Origin of the sequence: Acidovorax sp. Root219, from assembly GCF_001428665.1 — a bacterium.
Lineage (GTDB): Bacteria > Pseudomonadota > Gammaproteobacteria > Burkholderiales > Burkholderiaceae_C > Acidovorax.
Genome location: NZ_LMIJ01000023.1, coordinates 227,170 through 248,071, shown reverse-complemented (window position 1 = coordinate 248,071; position 20,902 = coordinate 227,170). Strand labels below are relative to the sequence as shown.

At 67.9% G+C, this 20,902-nt stretch carries 17 protein-coding genes; 5 read left to right on the top strand and 12 right to left on the bottom strand.

The features are described 5' to 3' along the window. The first annotated feature begins 72 nt into the window (after positions 1-72). Positions 73-2,196 (top strand): catalase, encoded by a 2,124-nt coding sequence (locus ASE28_RS21525; protein ID WP_057202056.1) that lies wholly within the window; start codon positions 73-75, stop codon positions 2,194-2,196. A gap of 9 nt (positions 2,197-2,205) precedes the next feature. Then, entirely contained in the window at positions 2,206-3,465 is a 1,260-nt protein-coding gene (gene opgC, locus ASE28_RS21520) for an OpgC domain-containing protein (RefSeq protein ID WP_057268414.1), read from the top strand. Positions 3,466-3,481: 16 nt separating this feature from the next. Here opgC and ASE28_RS21515 read toward each other — a convergent pair whose 3' ends face one another. The 4 genes from ASE28_RS21515 to argH form a co-directional block, all read right to left on the bottom strand. Continuing rightward, positions 3,482-4,336 carry an SGNH/GDSL hydrolase family protein gene (locus tag ASE28_RS21515; protein WP_057202054.1) on the bottom strand — a complete coding sequence of 285 codons (855 nt, stop codon included), beginning with the start codon at positions 4,334-4,336 and terminating at the stop codon, positions 3,482-3,484. A gap of 146 nt (positions 4,337-4,482) precedes the next feature. After that, complete coding sequence (locus ASE28_RS21510) at positions 4,483-5,946, bottom strand: diguanylate cyclase domain-containing protein (protein ID WP_057202053.1); 1,464 nt, start codon at positions 5,944-5,946, stop codon at positions 4,483-4,485. A gap of 33 nt (positions 5,947-5,979) precedes the next feature. Beyond that, on the bottom strand, positions 5,980-6,966 hold the full coding sequence (locus ASE28_RS21505) for a Bug family tripartite tricarboxylate transporter substrate binding protein (RefSeq protein WP_057268413.1): 987 nt from the start codon (positions 6,964-6,966) through the stop codon (positions 5,980-5,982). A 125-nt stretch (positions 6,967-7,091) separates the two neighbouring features. Further along, the gene (gene argH, locus ASE28_RS21500) at positions 7,092-8,561 is read right to left on the bottom strand and encodes an argininosuccinate lyase (protein WP_057268412.1); all 1,470 of its coding nucleotides are present in this window, start codon (positions 8,559-8,561) and stop codon (positions 7,092-7,094) included. A gap of 51 nt (positions 8,562-8,612) precedes the next feature. On the opposite strand from argH, the gene ASE28_RS21495 reads away from it, so the two are divergent. Both ASE28_RS21495 and ASE28_RS21490 read left to right on the top strand, forming a co-directional pair. Next, entirely contained in the window at positions 8,613-9,797 is a 1,185-nt protein-coding gene (locus ASE28_RS21495; protein WP_057268411.1) for a sensor histidine kinase, read from the top strand. After that, positions 9,794-10,543, top strand: coding sequence for a LytTR family DNA-binding domain-containing protein (locus ASE28_RS21490; protein ID WP_057202049.1), 750 nt, complete (start codon positions 9,794-9,796; stop codon positions 10,541-10,543). The genes ASE28_RS21495 and ASE28_RS21490 overlap by 4 nt, the downstream gene beginning before the upstream one ends. A gap of 7 nt (positions 10,544-10,550) precedes the next feature. On the opposite strand, the gene arsC is transcribed toward ASE28_RS21490, so the two are convergent. From arsC to ASE28_RS21460, 6 genes are all read right to left on the bottom strand, one after another. Beyond that, entirely contained in the window at positions 10,551-10,922 is a 372-nt protein-coding gene (gene arsC / locus ASE28_RS21485; protein WP_057268410.1) for an arsenate reductase (glutaredoxin), read from the bottom strand. After that, the gene (locus ASE28_RS21480) at positions 10,912-11,742 is read right to left on the bottom strand and encodes a ZIP family metal transporter (protein ID WP_057202047.1); all 831 of its coding nucleotides are present in this window, start codon (positions 11,740-11,742) and stop codon (positions 10,912-10,914) included. The genes arsC and ASE28_RS21480 overlap by 11 nt, the downstream gene beginning before the upstream one ends. Before the next feature lie 122 nt (positions 11,743-11,864). Further along, a complete protein-coding gene (locus tag ASE28_RS21475) occupies positions 11,865-12,761 on the bottom strand; it encodes a dienelactone hydrolase family protein (RefSeq protein ID WP_057268409.1) in 897 nt (298 codons plus the stop codon). Positions 12,762-12,866: 105 nt separating this feature from the next. Continuing rightward, positions 12,867-13,820, bottom strand: coding sequence for an amino acid ABC transporter substrate-binding protein (locus ASE28_RS21470; protein WP_082608193.1), 954 nt, complete (start codon positions 13,818-13,820; stop codon positions 12,867-12,869). Between the two features lie 93 nt (positions 13,821-13,913). Then, complete coding sequence (locus tag ASE28_RS21465) at positions 13,914-14,687, bottom strand: aspartate/glutamate racemase family protein (protein WP_057268407.1); 774 nt, start codon at positions 14,685-14,687, stop codon at positions 13,914-13,916. 15 nt (positions 14,688-14,702) lie between these two features. Continuing rightward, on the bottom strand, positions 14,703-15,593 hold the full coding sequence (locus ASE28_RS21460) for an amino acid ABC transporter substrate-binding protein (protein WP_057268406.1): 891 nt from the start codon (positions 15,591-15,593) through the stop codon (positions 14,703-14,705). A 239-nt stretch (positions 15,594-15,832) separates the two neighbouring features. On the opposite strand from ASE28_RS21460, the gene ASE28_RS21455 reads away from it, so the two are divergent. Continuing rightward, positions 15,833-17,044, top strand: a complete 1,212-nt coding sequence (locus ASE28_RS21455; protein WP_057268405.1) for a D-amino acid dehydrogenase — start codon at positions 15,833-15,835, stop codon at positions 17,042-17,044. Positions 17,045-17,050: 6 nt separating this feature from the next. Here the strand turns inward: ASE28_RS21455 and ASE28_RS21450 are convergent, their stop codons facing one another. Together ASE28_RS21450 and polA are read right to left on the bottom strand one after the other, a co-directional pair. After that, complete coding sequence (locus ASE28_RS21450) at positions 17,051-17,977, bottom strand: LysR substrate-binding domain-containing protein (RefSeq protein WP_057202041.1); 927 nt, start codon at positions 17,975-17,977, stop codon at positions 17,051-17,053. Between the two features lie 41 nt (positions 17,978-18,018). Beyond that, positions 18,019-20,841, bottom strand: coding sequence for a DNA polymerase I (gene polA / locus ASE28_RS21445; protein ID WP_057268404.1), 2,823 nt, complete (start codon positions 20,839-20,841; stop codon positions 18,019-18,021). Positions 20,842-20,902 lie beyond the last annotated feature (61 nt).

Below are 20,902 nucleotides of genomic sequence, written 5' to 3'. Positions count from 1 at the left end.
CTACCCCGTCGTGACCTTCCCTGGCGAAAGATGCTTGTTGATCCGTCCCACGACACCTTCTCTGGAGCATCCATGGCCAAGTCCCCAGCCATCCGCAAAACTGCGGATAAGCCACGTTCGACCCCTTCCACCACCCCGTCCCCAGACACCCAGCGTGGCAATGGTGACGAATTGCAACAGCAAGCCGGCGGCGATCACCCCGTCATGACCACGCAGCTGGGCATTCCGATCGCCGACAACCAGAATTCGCTGCGCGACACCCCCCGCGGGCCGACGCTGCTCGAAGACTTCATCCTGCGCGAGAAGATCACGCATTTCGACCACGAGCGCATTCCCGAGCGCATCGTGCACGCCCGCGGCACAGCCGCGCACGGCTACTTCGAGCTGACCGAGTCGTTGGCCGAATTCACCACCGCCCGCGTGCTGACCGAAGTCGGCGTGCAGACGCCCGTTTTCACCCGCTTTTCCACCGTGGCCGGCGGCGCCGGATCGGTGGACACACCGCGCGACGTGCGCGGCTTTGCTGTCAAGCTCTACACCCAGGAGGGCAACTGGGACATCGTGGGCAACAACATCCCGGTGTTCTTCATCCAGGACGCGATGAAGTTCCCCGACCTTGTGCACGCCGTGAAGATGGAGCCCGACCGCGGCTACCCGCAGGCGGGCAGTGCGCACGACACCTTCTGGGACTTCGTCTCGCTGATGCCCGAAACCCTGCACATGGTGATGTGGGCCATGAGCGACCGGACCATCCCGCGCAGCCTGCGCATGATCGAGGGCTTTGGCGTGCACTCCTTCCGGCTGGTCAACGCCGAGGGCAAAAGCACCTTCGTGAAGTTCCACTGGCGACCCAAGCTCGGCATCCAGTCCACCGTGTGGGACGAGGCCGTGAAGCTGCAGGCGGCAGACAACGATTACCACCGCCGCGACCTGTTCGAAGCCATCGAGGCCGGCAACTACCCCGAGTGGGACTTTGCCGTGCAGCTGTTCACCGAGGAAGACGCGGCGAAGTTCCCGTTCGACCACCTGGACGCGACCAAGCTGATCCCCGAGGAGCTGGTGCCCCTGCGCACCATCGGCCGCATGGTGCTCAACCGCTGGCCCGACAACTTCTTTGCCGAGACCGAGCAGGTGGCCTACTGCCCCGCCAACGTGCCGCCGGGCGTGGACTTCTCCAACGACCCGTTGCTGCAGGGCCGGCTGTTCTCGTACCTGGACACGCAGCTGTCGCGCCTGGGCGGCCCGAACTTCGCGCAGATCCCGGTCAACGCTCCCAAGTGCCCATTCCACAACATGCAGCGCGATGGCCACATGCAGATGCAGGTGCCCAAGGGCCGCGTGAACTACGAGCCCAGCAGCCTGCAGGGCGATACGCCGCGCGCCTCGCTGGCGCAGGGCTTCAAACACTTTGCTGAACGTCCCGCCGACGACGGCGCCAAGGGCCGGGTGCGCGCCGAGAGCTTCGCCGACCACTACAGCCAGGCGCGCATGTTCTTTCGCAGCCAGAGCGAGGTGGAGCAGGCGCACATGGCCTCGGCCATCGTGTTCGAGCTCTCCAAGGTGGCCACGGTGCATGTGCGCGAAGCGGTGGTGGGCCACCTGCAGCATGTGGACGCAGCCCTCGCCCAGCGCGTGGCCGATGGCCTGGGCATGGACGCCCTGCCACCCGCTCCCGCCGCCGCGGTGCAGCCACAGGACATGCCGCTTTCGCCTGCCCTGCGCATCATCGACCGCATGAAGCCCACGCTGGAGGGCCGCTGCGTGGGCCTGCTGGTGGACGATGGCTCCAACGCGAAGTCGGTTGCGACTTTCAAGAAGGCCGTGGAAAAGGCCGGTGCCACCGTGAAGATCGTGGCCCCCAAGGTGGGCGGTGCCAAGATGGACGACGGCAGCCGGCTGCCCGCCGATGGCCAACTTGCCGGCACGCCTTCCACGGTGTTCGATGCCGTGGCCTCCATCCTCTCGACGGAGATGGGCAACAAGCTCTCGCGGGAAGCCGCCGCGGTGGACTGGTTCCGCGATGCCTTCGGCCACCTCAAGGCGATCGGCGCCTGCCCAGGGTCGCAGGCCATCGTGCAGGCCGCCGGCATAGAGCCCGATGCCGGCGTGATGGACCCCAAGGACAGCAAGGCCTTCATCGCCGCCGCGCAGACACGGCAGTGGGACCGCGAGCCGAAGGTGCGCACCCTCGCCTGAAGAGCCTCCATGGCCCCCGCAACCGCTCCGTCCCCACGCAGTTGGGAAATCGATGCAGCCCGGGGGCTGATGCTGCTGCTGATGACAGTGACGCATCTGCCCACGCGGTTCACCTCGCCGTTGGGCCAGCCCTTCGGCTTCGTTTCGGCGGCGGAGGGCTTCGTGCTGCTGTCGGCCTACATGGCCGGCATGGTCTACGGCCGTGTGGCCTGGCGCAAGAGCGTGGCCGAGATGCACCACGCCTTCTGGCGCCGGGCCCTCAAGATCTACGCCTGCCACGCAGCGCTGCTGCTGTTCCTGTTCACCGTGATTGCCTTCATCGGCATCCGCATCGAGCAGCCTGCCGTGGTGGACCTGCTGAACTTCTACGTCAAGCAGCCGTTCACCGCGCTGGTGGGTGGGCTGCTGCTGCTTTATGAGCCGCCGCTCCTGGACATCCTGCCGCTGTACGTGCTGTTCATGCTGGCCAGCCCCTGGGTGATGGTGCTGGCCTTTGTCTGGGGCTGGCGGCCGGTGATGGTGGTGAGCGGGCTGGTCTGGTTGGCCGCGCAGTTCGGGCTCTCGCACTGGGTGTACGACGGCATCAACGCCATCGTGCCGCTACCCGTGCCCTTCAACGAAACGGGGGCCTTCGTGATGTGGAGCTGGCAGTTCCTGTGGATGCTGGGGCTGTGGATGGGCGCCACGCGCAATGACCCGAATGCGCCGTCGTTCACCTTTCCGCGCTGGTCGGTGCTGCTGGCCCTGGCCCTGGCCATTTTCCTGATGTGCTGGCGCCACCTGGTCGGGCAAATACCGTTCCATCCCGAGGGTCCGTACGCCGGGTTCAACCCCTGGTTCGACAAATGGGCCCTGGGGCCGATGCGCATGATCAACCTGTTTGCGCTGGTGGTGCTTGCCATCCACTACGGTCCTCGGCTGGCCACCCGCATGCCGCGCCAGCGTTGGCTGGAGACGCTGGGGTCGGCGTCCCTGCCGGTGTTCTGCGCGCACCTGGTACTGGTGCTCGTGGTGCTGGCGGGGCTGGGGGCGAAGTACGACCGTCCCTGGGGAATGGACCTGGCCCTGCTGGCCGCAGCCTTCGCAGTGCTCTATGCGGTGGCACGCGCCACCTTGTGGCTGGAAAAGAAACCCGGGGAGGACACCACCCCGCCGGCGGTCCTGGCACCCGGACAGAAACGCCCACCCATGTACCCCCCTGCGTCCGCCCGCCAGGGGGTGCAGCCCAAGCCGCGCGACCCGCCGAAGGCCAAGGTCGCGCCGGGTTGAGGCAACTGCGGGAAGCTCAGCGGCCGGTGCTGACCTGGGCGGCCGCCAGGGCAGGTACCGCGACCACCGCAGCCGCAGCGGTTTCGTTGCCCGCCTTGCCCGGTGCAGTTTGCAGCGCGGGCTGGCCACGGCCCACATAGTCGGCAATGACCGAGCGCCACAGCCGGTAGCCGGCATCGCTCATGTGCAGGCGGTCCGGCCCGAAGAGCTCGGCCCGGGGCGCGCCCTGCAGGTCGAGCATGGGCGTGAAGATGTCGATGTAATCGCTGTTGGGCAAGCTGCGCACATAGCCTGCGAGCAGGGCATTGGCCTCGCGGGCCTTGGGCATCAGCTCGGCGCGCAAGGGGCTCGGTTTGATGGAGATATAGGCAATGCGCGTGTCGGGCAGTTCGGCACGCACGGCGGCCACAAAGCCCTCAAAACTCTCGAGCACCTGCTGGGGCGAGCGGCCTTCGGCCAGGTCGTTGTCCCCGGCATAAACGAACACCTGGCGCGGGCGGTACTGCAGTACCAACTGCTTCACGAAGTACTGGCAGTCGGCCATGGTGGAACCGCCAAAGCCGCGGTTGATGACCACCGGCACGTCGCGAAAATCCTGCGGCAACTGCGTCCAGAAGCGGATGGTGGAGCTGCCCACGAAGAGCACGCCATCCTCGGCAGGCGCCTGGGCCTTGTCGGCGGAGGCAAACGCGTCCATGCTGGCTTGCCAACGCGCATAGTGGGAGGCGGACGATGACTGTGTCGTCTTGGACCCGGGCGCCGAACCCGCAGCGCCCACGGGGGCCGGATGCACCGCAGCCGTGCTCGACACCAGCACACCCGACAGCGCAAGGCGCCGGGCGAGTTTGGAAAGGCGGGGAAATCGCTTCATGGCATGGGTTCCAGGAAGTGGCACATCATTATCAGATGGGGCCATTTTCGGCAATTTCACCGCATCCACCCCATGTTTTACAACTTCGGCTGGCCCGTCAGGCCAATCCAGCCATGGGCACTGCCACAGCCATCTGAGTGGATGGTTCACGGCATGGTGGAGCTGTTCAGCGGCTGCGTCGCATAGGTGTGCAACTCGGCCGAGTCGGCCAGCGTGGCCTTGCCCTTGCCGGTGCGCTTGCTGGCATACAGCGCCTGGTCGGCCCGGTCGATCAGCGCCGGCAGTGCTTCGGCCGCGTCGCCCTGGAACACGGCCACACCGATGCTGACACCGATGCGCACATGCTCGCCGTTGTCCAGGCCGATGGGTGCCAGCATGTCCTGGATGACCCGCTGGGCGATTTCCATCGCGGCCTGCGGCGAAGTCACCGCATTCAACACCAGGGCGAACTCGTCGCCCCCCAGCCGTGCAGCCGTGTCATTGGCACGGGCGAGCCCCGCCAGGCGCTGGCCTACCCGCACCAGCACCTGGTCGCCGCAGCCGTGGCCCATGCTGTCGTTGATGGCCTTGAAGCCATCAAGGTCCACCAGCAGCAGCGCGCCGGCACGGTGGTCGCGGTAGGCGGCCAGCACGGCCTGGGACAGGCGGTCTTCGAACAGGCGACGGTTGGGCAGCCCGGTGAGGCGGTCGTGGCTGGCCAGCGCCAGCACCTGCTGGTGGGCACGCACCAGCCAGGCACTGAGCAGGCCCAGCAACACGGCAAACACGTACGACATGGTCACGACCAGCGCGGGCGCGCTGCCGGCGGCCTTCCAGCCACCCACGGGCACGGCGCCCAGGGTCCAGTTGCCACCCCCGGGCAAGGGCACGTCGAGCGTGGCCGGCTTGTCGTCAAACAGGGCTGCGCGACCAATGAACACGGCCCCTTGGGCTCCGGTCGCATCAAGCCCGCGGGCTGCCACCTGGAAGCCCATCTGGTCCGTGTTGAGCCCCACATCGGCAAACAGCGTATCGGCATTCACCGCAAGCGAGACGATGCCCCAATAGCGTGGCTCCGCCCCGGGGCGGGCCCCCGGCAGGCTGGTGAGGAATACCGGCGTACGGCTGACGATCCCCAGCCCGCCCTGCACCAGCGGGATCGGGCCGGCAACCACGGTACGCCGGGTCTGGATGGCGCGCTCTACCGCGCCGCGCTGCTGGGGGTTGTCCAGGTAGCGCAGGCCCAGGGCCTTTTCGTTCCCCAAGCGCGGGTAGATGTCGCTGATGACATTGTCCGGCGCCAGCGCCAGGTTGCGGATGTTGCGCTGGCTCTCCAGCAGCCGCCCGACCACCGAGGCGAAGATCTCTGGCTCCATCTGGCCCTGCGCTGCCACGAAGGCGGCCACGGTCTCTGGCACCGACAATGTGCTCTGCAACTGCCGGTCCAGCCGGTCGCGAATTTCGAGAAGATGGGTTTGTGCCCGCGCCGCGATCTCGGTGCGCGCCTTGGTGTTCGAGATGTCGATCACCAGCCAGGCCAGCAGCATGGCCAGCGCGCAACTGGCCAGTCCCACCAGCAAGGGCAGGAAGCGGGACCGCAGCCAGTGCGCTGGCAGGCGAGCGGTGGGCATAAAGGGGATGGGAGCCGGCCTGCGCAGACGGGATTACTGGGCCACGAAGCCGGTGTCCTTGATGATCTTGGTCCAGGCGGCGGTGTAGGCCTTTTCGCGCGCGGCGAACTGCGTGGGCGACATGTGGCCCACGGTCAGGCCCATGGCGGTGAGGTGGTCGCGAACCTCGGGCATGGCGATCACCTTGGCCACGGCGTTCGAGAAGTCCGTGACGAACTTCTGCGGCGTGCCGGTGGGGGCATAGATGCCGTAGTAGGGCAGGTCTTCGAAGCCCTTGAGGCCCAGCTCGTCGAAGGTGGGCACGTCGGGCATGGCGGCCTGGCGGGCCTTGCCCAGCACGGCCACCACGCGCACCTTGCCAGCCTTGTGGTTCTCGATGAAATCGGGGATGGAGGCCACGCCGGCACCGATCTGGTTGCCCAGCATGTCAGCCATCATGGGCGCACTGCCCCGGTAGGGTGCCGACACCAGATCGATGCCGAACTTGCCGCCCACCAGCTTCACCAGGAATTCCGGGGTGGATGCCGGGGCGGGGATACCCACGGCGCCCTTGCCGCCGCCGGCGCTCTTGACCCAGCTGACGTACTCGGCAAACGACTTGGCGGGCGTACCGCCCGAGACGGCGAAGGCATTCACGAAGGTGGCGATGCCGACCACGGGCACGAAATCACGCGCGGGGTCGAAGCCGGCGTTCTTCACGACCTGGGGCAGGATGGAGATGGTGTGGTCGTGGGTGAGAAACAACACCGTGCCGTCCGCCGGGCCGGCCTTGAGGGTCTGGGCGGCGATCTGCCCGCCTGCGCCGGGCTTGTTCTCGACCACCACCGAGGTACCGAGCTCGTCCTTGAGCTTTTCGGCCAGGGTGCGCGCGATGGCATCGGTACCACCGCCAGCGGGGAAACCCACCAGCAACCGGATCGGCTTGGGCTGGGCCGATGCCAGGCCTGCGGCCGCAAGGCCCAGCAGCAGCGCACCGGTGCGCAGGGTGTTGACGAGAAGACGGCGGCGAGGCGAGGTCATGCGGGGGCTCCAGCGGATAGGTAATCAGATGCAACAGGCGAGGATCGTAGCCGCACGCTGCTGCGCTGTCATGCACCGCCGGTGGGCGGCTACCTCACCATGCAAGAAATACACCCAGCCAGGAGTTACGCCAGCCGTGCGCGGTGGCGCGCCAACTGGGCGCGCACCTGGGCAGGCGCGGTGCCGCCCAGGGTGTTGCGCGCATTGAGCGAGCCGCGCAGGCTCAGCGCGTCGAACACGTCCTTCTCGATCTGCGGGTGAAAGCCCTGCAGCACGGCCAGGGGCAGCTCGGACAAGTCCACCTGGTGCGAGACAGCGGCCTTCACGGCATGGGCCACGGTTTCGTGCGCGTCGCGAAACGGCAGGCCCTTCTTGACCAGGTAGTCGGCCAGGTCGGTAGCGGTGGCATAGCCCTTGAGCGCGGCCTGCTCCATTGCGGGCGCGTTGACGGTGATGCCGCCCTCCTTCTTGCCCGAGGCGGGGTTCAACTGGCCGCCGACCATCTCGGCGAAGATGCGCAGCGTGTCCTTGAGCGTGTCCACCGTGTCGAACAGCGGTTCCTTGTCTTCCTGGTTGTCCTTGTTGTAGGCCAGGGGCTGGCCCTTCATAAGGGTGATCAGGCCCATCAGGTGGCCCACCACGCGGCCGGTCTTGCCGCGCGCCAGTTCGGGCACGTCGGGGTTCTTCTTCTGCGGCATGATGGAGCTGCCGGTCGTGAAACGGTCGGCGATCTTGATGAAGCCGAAGTTCTGGCTCATCCAGATGATGAGCTCTTCGCTCAGGCGGCTCACATGCACCATGCACAGGCTGGCGGCGGCGGTGAATTCGATGGCGAAGTCGCGGTCGCTCACGGCGTCCAGGCTGTTCTGGCACACGCCCTCCATGCCCAGGGTGCGCGCCACGCGCTCGCGGTCCAGCGGGTAGGTGGTGCCGGCCAGGGCGGCAGCGCCCAGCGGCAGCACGTTGACGCGGCGGCGCACGTCGGCCATGCGCTCGGCATCGCGCGCGAACATCTCCACATAGGCCAGCATGTGGTGGCCAAAGCTCACGGGCTGGGCCACCTGCAGGTGGGTGAAGCCCGGCAGGATGACTTCCACGTTCTGCTCGGCCACGTCCACCAGGGACACTTGCAGCTCCTTGAGCAGGTCGGCGATCAGGTCGATCTCGCCGCGCAGCCACAGGCGCACGTCGGTGGCCACCTGGTCGTTGCGGCTGCGGCCGGTGTGCAGGCGCTTGCCGGCATCGCCCACGAGCTGGGTCAGGCGTGCCTCGATGTTCAGGTGCACGTCTTCGAGGTCAAGCTTCCATTCGAAGCCGCCGGATTCGATTTCCGCGCTGATCTGCGCCATGCCGCGCTGGATGGAGGCATGGTCCTCGGCGCTGATGATGCCCTGCACGGCCAGCATGTCGGCATGCGCCAGGCTGCCGGCAATGTCGGCCTGCCACAGGCGCTTGTCGAAGAAGACGCTGGAGGTGTAGCGCTTGACCAGGTCGCTCATGGGCTCGGAAAACAGCGCCGACCAGGCCTGTGCCTTGGTGTCGAGCTGGTTGTGGGAGGGCGCGGACGGCGCGCTGTTGGCTTGGCTGTTGGACATGGGAGGGCAATAATCCGGTAGTTCTGACACCCGGAACACCCGGATGCCGCAATGCAAAACACGCAAATTTTATCGACCCCGCCTCCCGACGCCGAATCGGACCCGCCCAGAGGCCCTTCGCGCAGTGGCCAGCCCCCTGCCGGAAGGGCGCTGGTGTTCGACGCCTGCCAAGTCGGCGTGGTGCTGCGGGCCGTGCTGTTCGTCGAGGTCGTGGTGGGCGTGGGCACCCTGTTCGGCGCCCAGACCCCGGCCCAGTGGCTGGCCAGCATGGCCCTGGTCACGGGCGGCGCCCTGCCGGCCACGCTGGCCTGGCTGATCACGGCCTGCAGCTTGAAGACGGTGCTGCAGAACCTGCGCACCGGCCCGCAGTATGCGGCCGGCGTGGCCCTGGGGGCACTGGCGGGCCTGTACGCCTGCGCCATGCTCACGCTGGCCGGTGTGGCCGAGCGCTCGCCCTGGGTGGCCAGTGCCGCCACGGGGGCGCTGCTCGCGGCCCTGCTGGTCGCGGCCCTGGTCCTGCGTGCGCGCGGGCGCACCCCGGCGGCCACCACGGCGCGCCTGACCGAGCTGCAGTCGCGCATTCGCCCGCACTTTCTGTTCAACACGCTCAACAGCGCGATCGCGCTGGTGCGCAAGGAGCCCGCCAAGGCCGAATCGCTGCTGGAAGACCTGAGCGACCTGTTCCGCGTGGCGCTCGTCGAGCAGGGCGAATCGACCACGCTGGCCGAGGAGATCACCCTGGCGCGCCGCTACCTGGGCATCGAAGAGGTGCGCTTTGGCAAGCGCCTGCAGGTGCAGTGGAGCCTGGACCCGCGCACCGACAGCGCCCGCCTGCCGCCCCTGCTGCTGCAGCCGCTGGTGGAAAATGCCGTCAAGCACGGCGTGGAACCCAGCCCGCGCGGTGGCAAGCTCAAGGTGATGACCGAGCTGCGCGGCAACCGCGTGGTGGTGCGCATCACCAACACGCTGCCCGCCAGCGACATCCGCTACCACGACGTACCGCGCGGCCATGGCATCGCCCTGGCCAATGTGCGTGCGCGCCTGGCCCTGCTGCATGATGTGCAGGGCGAATTCACCGCCGGGGTGCTCGATGGCCTCTACCAGGTGCGCATCTCCCTGCCCGTGCAGGGCGCACCGGCCCGCGTATCCCGGCGCCCGAGGCGGCATGGCCGGCCCGCGACGCCGCCCTCCTCCACCCCGCCTCCTTCCGCTCCTACCCGCAATGCCGCGCCATGAACATCCTCATCGTTGACGACGAAGCCCTGGCCCGCAGCCGCCTGCGCACCCTGCTGGGCGACTGCGCCGAGACACTGCACACCACCGTGTCCGAAGCCGGCAACGCCGGCGAGGCCATGGCGTTGCTGGGGCCCACCGGGGGCAGCGCCTTCGACCTGGTGCTGCTGGACATCCACATGCCGGGCCAGGACGGCCTCGGCCTGGCGCACGCCCTGCAGGCGCTGGCGCGCCCACCGGCCGTGGTTTTCGTGACCGCGCATGCCGACCATGCGGTGAGTGCCTTCGAGCTCGATGCAGTGGACTACCTGACCAAGCCGGTGCGGCGCGAGCGCCTGCAGCAGGCCCTGGCCAAGGTGCAGCGCACCACCCGGCCGGCACACATCCCGGCAGCCGCTTCGGCGGCCGATGGCGAGGCGCTGGTGATCCAGGACCGGGGCCGCACCGAACGCCTGCCGCTGGCCGAGGTGCTGTATTTCAAGGCCGAGCAGAAGTACGTGACGGTGCGCACCGCCACGCGCAGCTACATCATGGACGGCGCGCTGAGCGAGCTGGAGGCGCGCTACCCCACGCGCTTCCTGCGCATCCACCGCAATGCGCTGGTGGCGCGGCGCGCCGTGCGCGCGCTCGAAAAGCACTACGACCCAGAGGAAGGCGACGGCTGGGCCGTGCGCCTGCAGGGCATGACGGAGGTGCTCACCGTCTCGCGCCGGCAGGTGGCGGCCGTGCGCGAGGAACTGGCGCGCTGACCTGCGGTTAGAGGATCTCCAGCAACGTCTCTGCCGGCCGGCACAAGCGTGTGCCCAGCGGCGTGGCGACGATGGGCCGGTTCATGAGGATGGGGTGGGCCACCATGGCATCAATGAGCTGCGCGTCCGTCACACCCGGCTCGCCCAGCTTCAATTCGGCAAAAGCCGCTTCCTTGGCCCGCACCACGTCGATAACGGGCACATCCAAGGCCGCGACCAGTGACTGCAGCGCGGCGCGGTTCAGCGGGGTCTTGAGGTACTCGATGACTTCGGGCTCCACCCCGCGCTCCCGCAGCAGGGCCAGGGTGTTGCGCGAGGTGCCGCAACGGGGGTTGTGGTAGATCGTGACCATGTTCTTTTCCGCGCCTTCAATGGGCATGGGCCGCTCCACTCACAAGGGTGACGATCACCATGCCCGCGATCAGCCAGGCAATCTGGGCCACGGTCTCGCGCGCGGACAGGCGCTTTTGCAGCTGGGGAATCAGGTCGGCCAGGGCCACGTAGATGAAACTGCTCGATGCCACGGCCAGGAAGTAGGGCAGCAGGTCCTGCAACTGCCCCACGAGGTAGTAGCCCACAAGGCCGCCCAGTGCCGTGACGGCGCCCGCCAGCGACACCTTGACCAGCGCCATGCGGCGGTTGGGGCTGGTCTGGCGCAGCACCACCAGGTCGCCCATGTGGTGCGGCACCTCGTGCGCGAGCACCGAGACGGCGGCGATCATGCCCAGACGGATGTCGGCCATGAAGGCCGATGCGATCAGGATACCGTCACCAAAACAGTGCACGCTGTCACCCGTGAGCACGGCCCAGCCGCCCGTGCGCGGGGCACCGTGGTGATGATGGTGGTGCTCATGCCCATGGGCATGGTCGTGTTCCGCGTGCGGGGTCGGTTCCGGCGCCGCGTGGCTGTGCTCATGCCCGTGGTGCCAGAGCTCCGCCTTGTCCAGCAGGAAGAAGAAGACCACGCCGATCAGCAGCGTGGCGAACAGGTCGTGTGCTCCGGCCTGGCTCTCGAAGGCCTCGGGCAAGAGGTGCATGAAAGCCGTGGCCAGCAGCGCGCCGGCCGCCAGACTCAACAGGTGCTGGGGCCCCACGCTGTCCGTGCGGCCGCCGAGGCCCATGCGCATGAGCAGCGCAGCCAGCCACACGCTGCCGATACCGGCAGCCAGGGTGGCCAAAATGATTGCTATCAGAGTCATAGCTTTACGTGCCCGTCCATTGAGCGAGAGGGATTGATTTGTATGTCAATCGGGTGGCACCACAGGCTCAAAAAAAGCCGCCCCTTGAATGCAGGGGCGGCTGATTGTAGGAGAGCGGTCGGTCAGACGACGCCGTTCGCCTTGAACCAGGCCAGTGCACGCTTCCAGCCATCGTCGGCCGCTTCCTTGCGGTAGCTGGGGCGGTAGTCGGCATGGAAGGCATGCGGCGCGTCAGGGTACACCACGAATTCCGAAGCCTTGGCGGCGGCAGTGCCACCGGCCAGGGCAGCCTTCATCTTATCAATCGTGTCAAGAGGGATGCCGGTGTCTTTTTCACCGTACAGGCCGAGCACCGGCGCCTTGAGGATGGGCGCGATGTCCACGGGGTGCTTGGGCGTGAGGTCGCTGGCCTGGCCCACGAGGCGGCCATACCAGGCCACGCCGGCCTTGACCGGGCCGTGCGCTGCATACAGCCAGGTGATGCGGCCACCCCAGCAAAAGCCGGTGATGCCGATGCGCGCAGCGTCGCCACCGTTGGCGGTGGCCCAGGCCACGGCGCCGTCGAGGTCGGCCATCACCTGCGCATCGGGCACCTTGGAGACGATCTCGGCCATGAGCTTGGCGGCCTCGGTGTACTTGGAGGCATCGCCCTGGCGCGCATACAGATCCGGGGCGATGGCCAGGTAGCCGGCCTTGGCGAAGCGGCGGCAGGTGTCGGCGATGTACTCGTGCACGCCGAAGATCTCCTGGATCACCAGCACCACGGGCAGGCCGGTCTTGCCTGCGGGCGCCGCGCGGTAGGCGGGCACCTTGAAGCCGCCCACGGTGAAGCTGATCTCGCCCGCCGTCAGGCCATCGGCAGGGGTGGCGATGGCTGTCTGCGCCATCAGCGGCGCGGCGGCGGCGGCATAGCCCAGGCCGATGGCCGTCTGCAGGGCCAGGCGGCGCGTGGCACCGGCTTCGGTGGTACGGCCGGGCAGCAGGGCCTCGGTATCCTGTCGGTGGTCGTCGCTCAGCATCGTTGATCTCCAATGGGTAAATGGGACAGGGCGAGCGCGCAGTCTAGGCGGTTTGCGCGGCAGCTGCCAACGCCGCACCTTCTGGACGGCCTTTTGCCCCCTTGCCTACTGGGGGACGTAGTCGGTCGGGTACTTGAGCGAATCCACGAGCAGGTGCGGCATGCGCATGCCCAGGTTGATGCCGCGCGGCGGGATGGGCGCGGTGAACCATTTGCCGTAGAGGCGGTGCAGCTCCCGCGTCTGGATGAGGCGGCGCAGCTCCGCATCCACCACCGCCTTGAGCTCGGGGTTGTTCTTCTCGAAGGCAATCGCGTAGGGCTCGATGGTCATGGGCTTGCCGATCACCTTGAGGTCCTCGGGCCGGCCGTGGCTGGCGCGCAGGCCGAACAGCAGCACATCGTCCATGGCAAAGGCTTGCACCTTGCCTTGCACCACCCAGGCAAAGCCCTGCGCGTGGTCCGGCGCGGGCTCGACGCGGATACGCACGGACTTGGCCACCGCCTCCTTCGCCAGCGAGTCGATATTGGTGGTGCCAGTGGTCGACGCCACAACCTTGCCATCCAGGTCCTCGATGCGCTCGTAGGGTTGGCTGCTGAGCACCACCATGCGCGAGGACGCGACAAAGTGCGGGATGGTGAAGGCCACGCGCTGGCGGCGTGCCGCAGTGTTGGTGGTGGAGCCGCATTCGAGATCGACCTCGCCCTTTTCGATGGCGTCGAACCGGGTGCTGGACGTGACCTGGCGGTAGTCCACCCGGGTCTCGCGCAACTGGAGATGCCGGCCCAGTGCCTGCGCAATGCTCCGGCAGACATCGACGCTGTAGCCCATGGGCACGCCATCGGCCACATAGGACAGGGGCATTGACGATTCGCGGTGCCCGATGACTACGCTGCCGCGTGCCTGGATGCGGTGCAGCGCACCGCCGGGCGGCTTGGCGGTGGCAGGGGGCGGTATCTGCGCTGGCGCGCTGCCTGCCGCTGCGGCCAGCAGGCACAGGGCCCATTGCGCAGGCATGCGGGCGCACCGGCGGCTCCACAACGCATGGGATGCCAAAGTCATGTCGAGATCACCTTGAAAAGGGGCAGCCGGCCTGTGCAGCGCGGGCTTGCGGGAGCAACGGCAGCCGCACTGCCGAGGGGGGAAGGCCCGGAATCAGGCGGCTGCCGGCACCGTGTCCACCAGGTAGGCCTGGCGCGCCAGCGCAGCCGCCAGCACGGCCGAGGGATTGACCAGCGACAAGCCTGGCAGCGCCGGGCTTTCCTCCAGTGCCAGGGGTATCTCCGTGCAACCCATGACCAGGGTGCCGATGCCATGGCGCTGCTGCAGCGCCAGGGCCACCGACCCGAAGCGCCCACGCGCCAGGGCATAGTCGCCCGCCTTCACCCCGTCGTAGATGCCCTGCATGAGCTCTTCGCGTTCGGCCAGGGTGGGCAGGCAGCAGGCGATGCCCGCCCGCTCCAGCTCGCCCTGGTACAGCCCGGCGTCATAGGCGCCGCGCGTGGCCAGCAGGCCCACGCTGCGCACCTGGCGCGCCGCCAGGCCGGCCACCACCTCCTGCACGCCATGCAGCACCACCAGCTGCGGAAAGCGCTGCTGCAGCAAACCATGCCAGGCATGGGCGGTGTTGCAGGCAATGGCCACCGCGCGCGCGCCCAGCGCAGCCAGCCGGCCGGTGGCCTGCAGCATGGGCTCGGCGGGCTGGTGCGCGCCCTGGCGCGTATCCCCCAGGGCATTCGTGCGATCGGGGATGGGCACCTGCGCCAGCCAGTGCTCCGGGTAGGCCTGGTCGTGCACGGGAATGCCCAGCTGCGCCATGCGCTCGCCGCAGGCCTGCACGAACAGGCGCGCGAAGTCCGCGCCTGCGGCCGGCCCCATGCCGCCCAGGATGCCCACCGTCTGCGTGGCGGGGCGATGGCTTGCCAACATGCTCGGTGGCTCCCGTCAGATGGCCGGCTTGTCGCTCTGGGCCGTGAGGTTGTCGCGCAGCTCCTTGCCCATGGGCAGCTTGAGGTTCTGGCCGCGCGGCGCGATCGGCGACATGAACCACTTGGTGTAGAGCTTCTCGAACTCGCCGGACTTCATCAAGCCGCCGATGACGCCGTTGACCAGGGCCTGGAACTGCGGGTCGTCCTTGCGCAGCATGCAGGCATAGGGCTCGACCTGCAGCGCGTCGCCCACCACGTCCCACTCGGCCGGGTTGCGCGCATTCGCCATCAGGCCGTAGAGCAGGATGTCGTCCATGGCAAAGGCTTCGGCGCGGCCGGTGTCCACCAGCAGCAGCGAATCCTCGTGGTCCTTGCCCATCAGCACTTCCATGTCGAGCTTGTTGTCGCGGTCGTACTTGCGCACCACCTGGGCATTGGTGGTGCCCGAGGTGGTGGAGATCTTGCGCTTGGCCAGGTCGCCGAAGCCCCTGATGCCCGAGCTCTTCTTGGTCAGCAGGCGCGTGCCGGTATAGAAATAGTTGGTGGCGAACTGCACGTCCTTGCCGCGCACGCTGTTGTTGGTGGTGGAGCCGCATTCCAGGTCCACCGTGCCGTTCTGCACCAGGGGGATGCGGTTGAGCGAGGTGACGGGCTGCAGCTCGACCTTGATGGCCGGGTTGTTCAGGCGCTTCTTCACGGCATCGGCCACGGCGTTGGAGATATCCACCGCAAAGCCCACAGGTTGGCCCGGGCCTGCCAGGTAGCTAAAGGGCACGGACGACTCGCGGTAGGCCAGCGTGATCTTGCCGGTGTCGGCGATCTTCTTGAGCGTGTCGGCACTGGCGATGGAACAGGCCAGGAGGCCGGTGGCCAGCAGGGCGGCACGGGTGACGGCGGACAGTCGCATGGAATTCCCTTCGTGAGGTGGTGGATGAGGAGAAAGAAAAAGGCAAGGCGTGAACGCACTGTAGGAACTTGCCCGCGCTTTGAACAATTCATTTCACCGGGGAGGCCATGCCGGAAAGTTATGCCTGGGGCATACCCGCCCCATAACCTCCCGTCATGGCCCCCATGCGCAACGGCATTGTTCAAACCCGGCGCCGGCTTCTACAGTGGCCGCCAGAGCAACCAACCAAAGCAAAGAGCATGCAGGTATGTGTATTGGGCGCGGGCATCGTGGGGCTGGCCACCGCATACGCGCTGCGCCAGCGCGGCATGGAGGTCACCGTGATCGACCGGGGCGCACCCGGCGAAGGGGCCAGTGGCGGCAATGGCGCGCAGCTGAGCTACAGCTATGTGCAACCCCTGGCCGACGCAGGCATCTGGCGGCAATTGCCCAGCCTGCTCTTCTCGGCCGACTCGCCCCTGTCCCTGCGCCCGCAGTGGGACCTGCACCAGTGGCGCTGGGGCCTGCAGTTCCTGGCCGCCTGCAACCGCACCACCTCGGCGCGCAGCACGGCCAAGCTGCTGGCCCTGGCCGCGCTGAGCCGGGAGCGCTTCGACGCCATGCTGCAGGCCGAGCAACTGGCATGCGACTTCTCGGCCACCGGCAAGCTGGTGCTCTACGGCACTGCCGATGCGTTGGGCGCAGCCCGGCGGCAGATGGAACTGCAGCGCGCCTTCGGCAGCCTGCAGGAAGCCGTGGATGCCGCACGCTGTGTGGCACTGGAGCCGGCGCTGGCCCACTACCAGGGCCGCATCGCGGGCGCCATCTACACCCAGAGCGAGTGCGCGGCCGACTGCCTGCAGGTATGCCAGGGGCTGCACACCCTGCTGGCCGCGCGCGGTGTGCGCTTTTTGCTGGGTACCGATATCCAGGGCTTTGCCACCGGGCAGGGCCGCATCCAGGCGGTGCGCACCCGCCTGGGGAATGTGGAGGCCGACCACTTCGTTCTAGCCCTGGGCAGCGCGAGCCATGGCATGGCGCGCACGCTGGGCGTGCACCTGCCGGTGTACCCGCTCAAGGGCTACAGCATCACGCTCGATGCCAGCGATGCCCCGGGGGCGGCACCGCAGGTGAGCGTGACCGACGCGGCGCGCAAGGTGGTGTTTGCGCGCATCGGCCAGCGCCTGCGCGTGGCGGGCATGGCCGAGCTGGTAGGGCACGACACACGCATACCGCCCGAGCGCATAGAAAGCCTGTGCGCTGCCGCACGCGCGCTGTTCCCGCACTGCAGCGATTTTGAAGCGACCCGGCCCTGGACCGGCATGCGCCCCGCCACCCCCACCGGCCTGCCGGTGGTGGGGCGCCACGCGGGCGCACCGGCCAACCTGGTGCTCAACACCGGGCATGGGGCGCTGGGCTTCACCCTGGCTTTCGGCACGGCGGCACGGGTGGCCGAACTGCTCGCGGGCTGACCCCCTTCAGGGCGCGGGGCTTTGCGGGGCAGACGCCATGGTCTCGGCCACGGCCTGGCGCATGCAGGCGGTCATGGCGCTGGCCAGCAGCGAGGCCGGGCGGTTGACGGTGCGCAGCGACTGGATGGGCACGGGGATGTGCGGCGCCAATGCCAGCACATCCACCTGGCTGCGGTCGGCGGACGCAGCGGTGCAGGCATCCACCAATGCCACGGCGTGCCCATGGCGTGCCAGCGCCAGCGCGGCATGGTAGGTCTGCACCGTGATGGCCGTGCGCAACCCTACTCCCGCTTCGCGGCAGGCATGGCTGACCACGGTGCCGATGGGGTCGCGCACGTCCAGGCGCACCACCGGGGTGTCGGCCAGGTCGGTGAGGTGCACGGTGCCCGAGCGCACCAGCGCGGGGGCCAGCATGCCCTTGGGCGCCACGCAGACCATGTAGCCGTCGGCAATGTGCTCCTGGCTCAGCGAGGGGTGGGCGATGGAGCTGAACACGAAGCCCACGTCGGCCTCCTGCAGCACCAGGGCCGAGACGATCTGCGGCGAGTGCAGTGCCTCGATGGTGATGCCCACGTCCGGGTGCAGCGCGCGAAAGCTGCGCAGCGCGCGCGGCAGCACCTCGTAGCTCAGTGCCAGCACGCTCAGGATGTGCAGCTCGCCCTCGCGCCCGTCGCCCTTGAGGCTGGCGGCCAGGCGCTGCACGTCGTCAAGCTGGGTGAACAGGCGCTCGATGTGCGGGTACAGGGTCTGTGCCTCGGTGGTGGGCACCAAGCGGCCCTTGAGCCGGTGGAACAGCGCGAACCCGAGCTGCAGCTCTGCATGCGCGAGGATGCGGCTCACCGCCGGCTGGGTGACGTTGATGAGCCGTGCGGCAGCGCTCACGCTGCCGGTGAGCATCACGGCGTTGAAGACTTCAATGTGGCGAAGGCGCATGCCTTTTTACCTTGCAATGAACGCGCCAGCGCCGCGGCTTTTCAATGTGCCTTGTCCCAGTTGGGGCCGACACCCACCTCGGCCAGCAGCGGCACCTTGAGCGCCGCCACCTCGGCCATCAGGCGCGGGATGTGGCTGCGCACCCAGTCCACCTCGCCCTCGGGCAGCTCGAACACCAGTTCATCGTGCACCTGCATGATCATCTTGATGCCGGGCTTGTGCGCGTCGAGTTCCTTCTGCACGGCCACCATGGCCAGCTTGATCAGGTCGGCCGCCGTGCCCTGCATGGGGGCGTTGATGGCGGCGCGCTCGGCACCGCTGCGGCGCGGGCCGTTGGGGGAATTGATCTCGGGCAGGTACAGGCGCCGGCCGAACACCGTCTCCACATAGCCCATGGACTTGGCAGCAGCCTTGGTCTCGTCCATGTACTGCTTGACGCCAGGGTAGCGCTGGAAGTACTTGTCGATATAGGCGGCCGCGGCCTTGGTCTCGATACCCAGGTTCTTGGCCAGGCCGAAGCTGCTCATGCCGTAGATGAGCCCGAAGTTGATGACCTTGGCGTAGCGGCGCTGCTCGCTGGTGACCTGGTCCACCTCCACGCCGAACACCTCGGCGGCGGTGGCGCGGTGCACGTCCATCCCGGCATGGAAGGCATGCAGCAGCGAGTGGTCGCCGCTGATGTGGGCCATGATGCGCAGCTCGATCTGCGAGTAGTCGGCGCTGGCGATCACGCTGCCTGCGGGCGCCACGAAGGCCTCGCGCACGCGCCGGCCTTCCGGCGTGCGGATGGGGATGTTCTGCAGATTCGGGTCGTTGCTCGACAGCCGCCCGGTGACGGCCACGGCCTGCGCATAGTGCGTGTGCACCCGCCCCGTGCGCGGCAGCGCCAGCTGGGCCAGCTTGTCGGTGTAGGTGCCCTTGAGCTTGACCAGGCCCCGGTGCTCCAGCAGCTTGGCGGGCAGGGGGTAGTCCTCGGCCAGCTTTTCGAGCACCTCTTCGTCGGTGCTGCGCGCGCCGGTGGCGGTCTTCTTGACCACGGGCATGCCGAGCTTGTCGAAGAAGATCTCGCCGAGTTGCTTGGGGCTGCTCAGGTTGAAGGGCTGGCCCGCGATCTCGTAGGCCTCGGTTTCGAGCTGCACGATGCGCTGGCCCAGCTCATGGCTCTGGTTGGCCAGCGTGGGCGCGTCGATCAGCACGCCGTTGCGCTCGATGCGGTACAGGGCCTCGCTGCTGGCCATCTCCAGTTCGTAGATGAAGCGCAGCTTGTCATTGGCTTCGAGCAGCGGCCACAGGGCCTTGTGCACGTCCAGGGTCTGGTCGGAGTCCTCGCACGAGTATTCGGCGGCCTTGGCCACATCGACCTGCGCAAAGGGGATCTGGTGCGCGCCCTTGCCGCACAGGTCTTCGTAGCCGATGCCGCTGCGCCCCAGGTGCCGGTCGGCCAGGCTGGCCAGGCCATGGGGCTTGTGCACTTCGAGCACGTAGCTTTGCAGCATGGTGTCGTGCGCGTAGCCCTGCACCTCGATGCCGTGGTTGGCAAACACATGGCGGTCGTACTTGATGTGCTGGCCCAGCTTCAGGTGGCGCGGGTCCTGCAGCCAGGGCTTGAGACGTGCCAGCACCTCGTCGAAGGGCAGTTGCACCGGCGCATCGGGGCCCTCGTGGCGCAGCGGAATGTAGGCCGCAGCCCCAGGCTCCACGCTGAAGCTGATGCCCACGATCTCGGCGCGCATCTCGTCGAGCGAGGTGGTTTCGGTGTCCAGCGCCGTCAGGGGTGCCACGTGCAGGGTGGCCAGCCAGCGGTCGAACTGGTCCCAGGTCAGAATGGTCTCGTAGCGCTCATTGCGGGGCGGCTTTTCGGCAGCGACCTGTGCACCATCTACCCCACCCTCTGCAGGCTCGGCGAACAGGTCGGCGGTGTCGGTATCGCCGGCCTTCTTGCGCGCGGCGGGAGCGGCTTGTGCAGCAGGCGGCTCGGCCGGTGAGCCCAGCGCGCGCGCCAGGCCCTTGAATCCGTACTTTTCATAGAAGTCGCGCAGCCCATCGACCTGCTGCTCGCCGATCACGATGGCGTCGAGCGCGGGCAGGCCCACGATGTGCTCGACCAGGTCGCAGTCGGTGCGGATGGTCACCAGCTTGCGGCCGGTGGGCAGCCAGTCGAGCGTGTTGCGCAGGTTCTCGCCGGCCACGCCCTTGATCTCGTGGGCACGGGCCACCAGTTCGGCCAGCGAGCCGTATTCCATCAGCCACTTGGCGGCGGTCTTGGGGCCCACCTTGGGCACGCCGGGCACGTTGTCCACGGTATCGCCCACCAGGGTCTGGAAATCCACCATCAGGTGCGGGGGCACGCCGAACTCGGCGGTCACGCCGGCCACGTCGCGGCGCTTGCCGTTCATGGTGTCGATGATGGTGATGTGCTCGTCCACCAGCTGCGACAGGTCCTTGTCGCCGCTGGAGACCACCACGTCGATGCCCTGGCTGGCAGCGGTCACGGCCAGGGTGCCGATCACATCGTCGGCCTCCACGCCCGGAATGGCCAGCACCGTCCAGCCCAGCATGCGCACTACGTCGTGGATGGGATCGATCTGCGAGCGCAGGTCGTCGGGCATGGGCGCGCGCTGCGCCTTGTACTCGGGGTAGATCTCGTCGCGAAAGGTGGGGCCGCTGGCGTCGAAGATACAGGCGGCGTAGTCGGCATGCACCTCCTTGCGCAGGGCCTGCATCATGTTGATCATGCCGCGGATGGCGCCCGTGGCCGCGCTCGTGGAGTCGCCCGGTACGGCACGCAGGTCGGGCATGGCATGGTAGGCACGGTACAGGTAGCTGGAGCCGTCCACCAGCACCAGGGTCTTTTTATTGCTCATGGGGGCAATTGTGCACGGCCAAAGGCCGCGCACCACCGCCGCCCGGCGCGCTCTACAATGG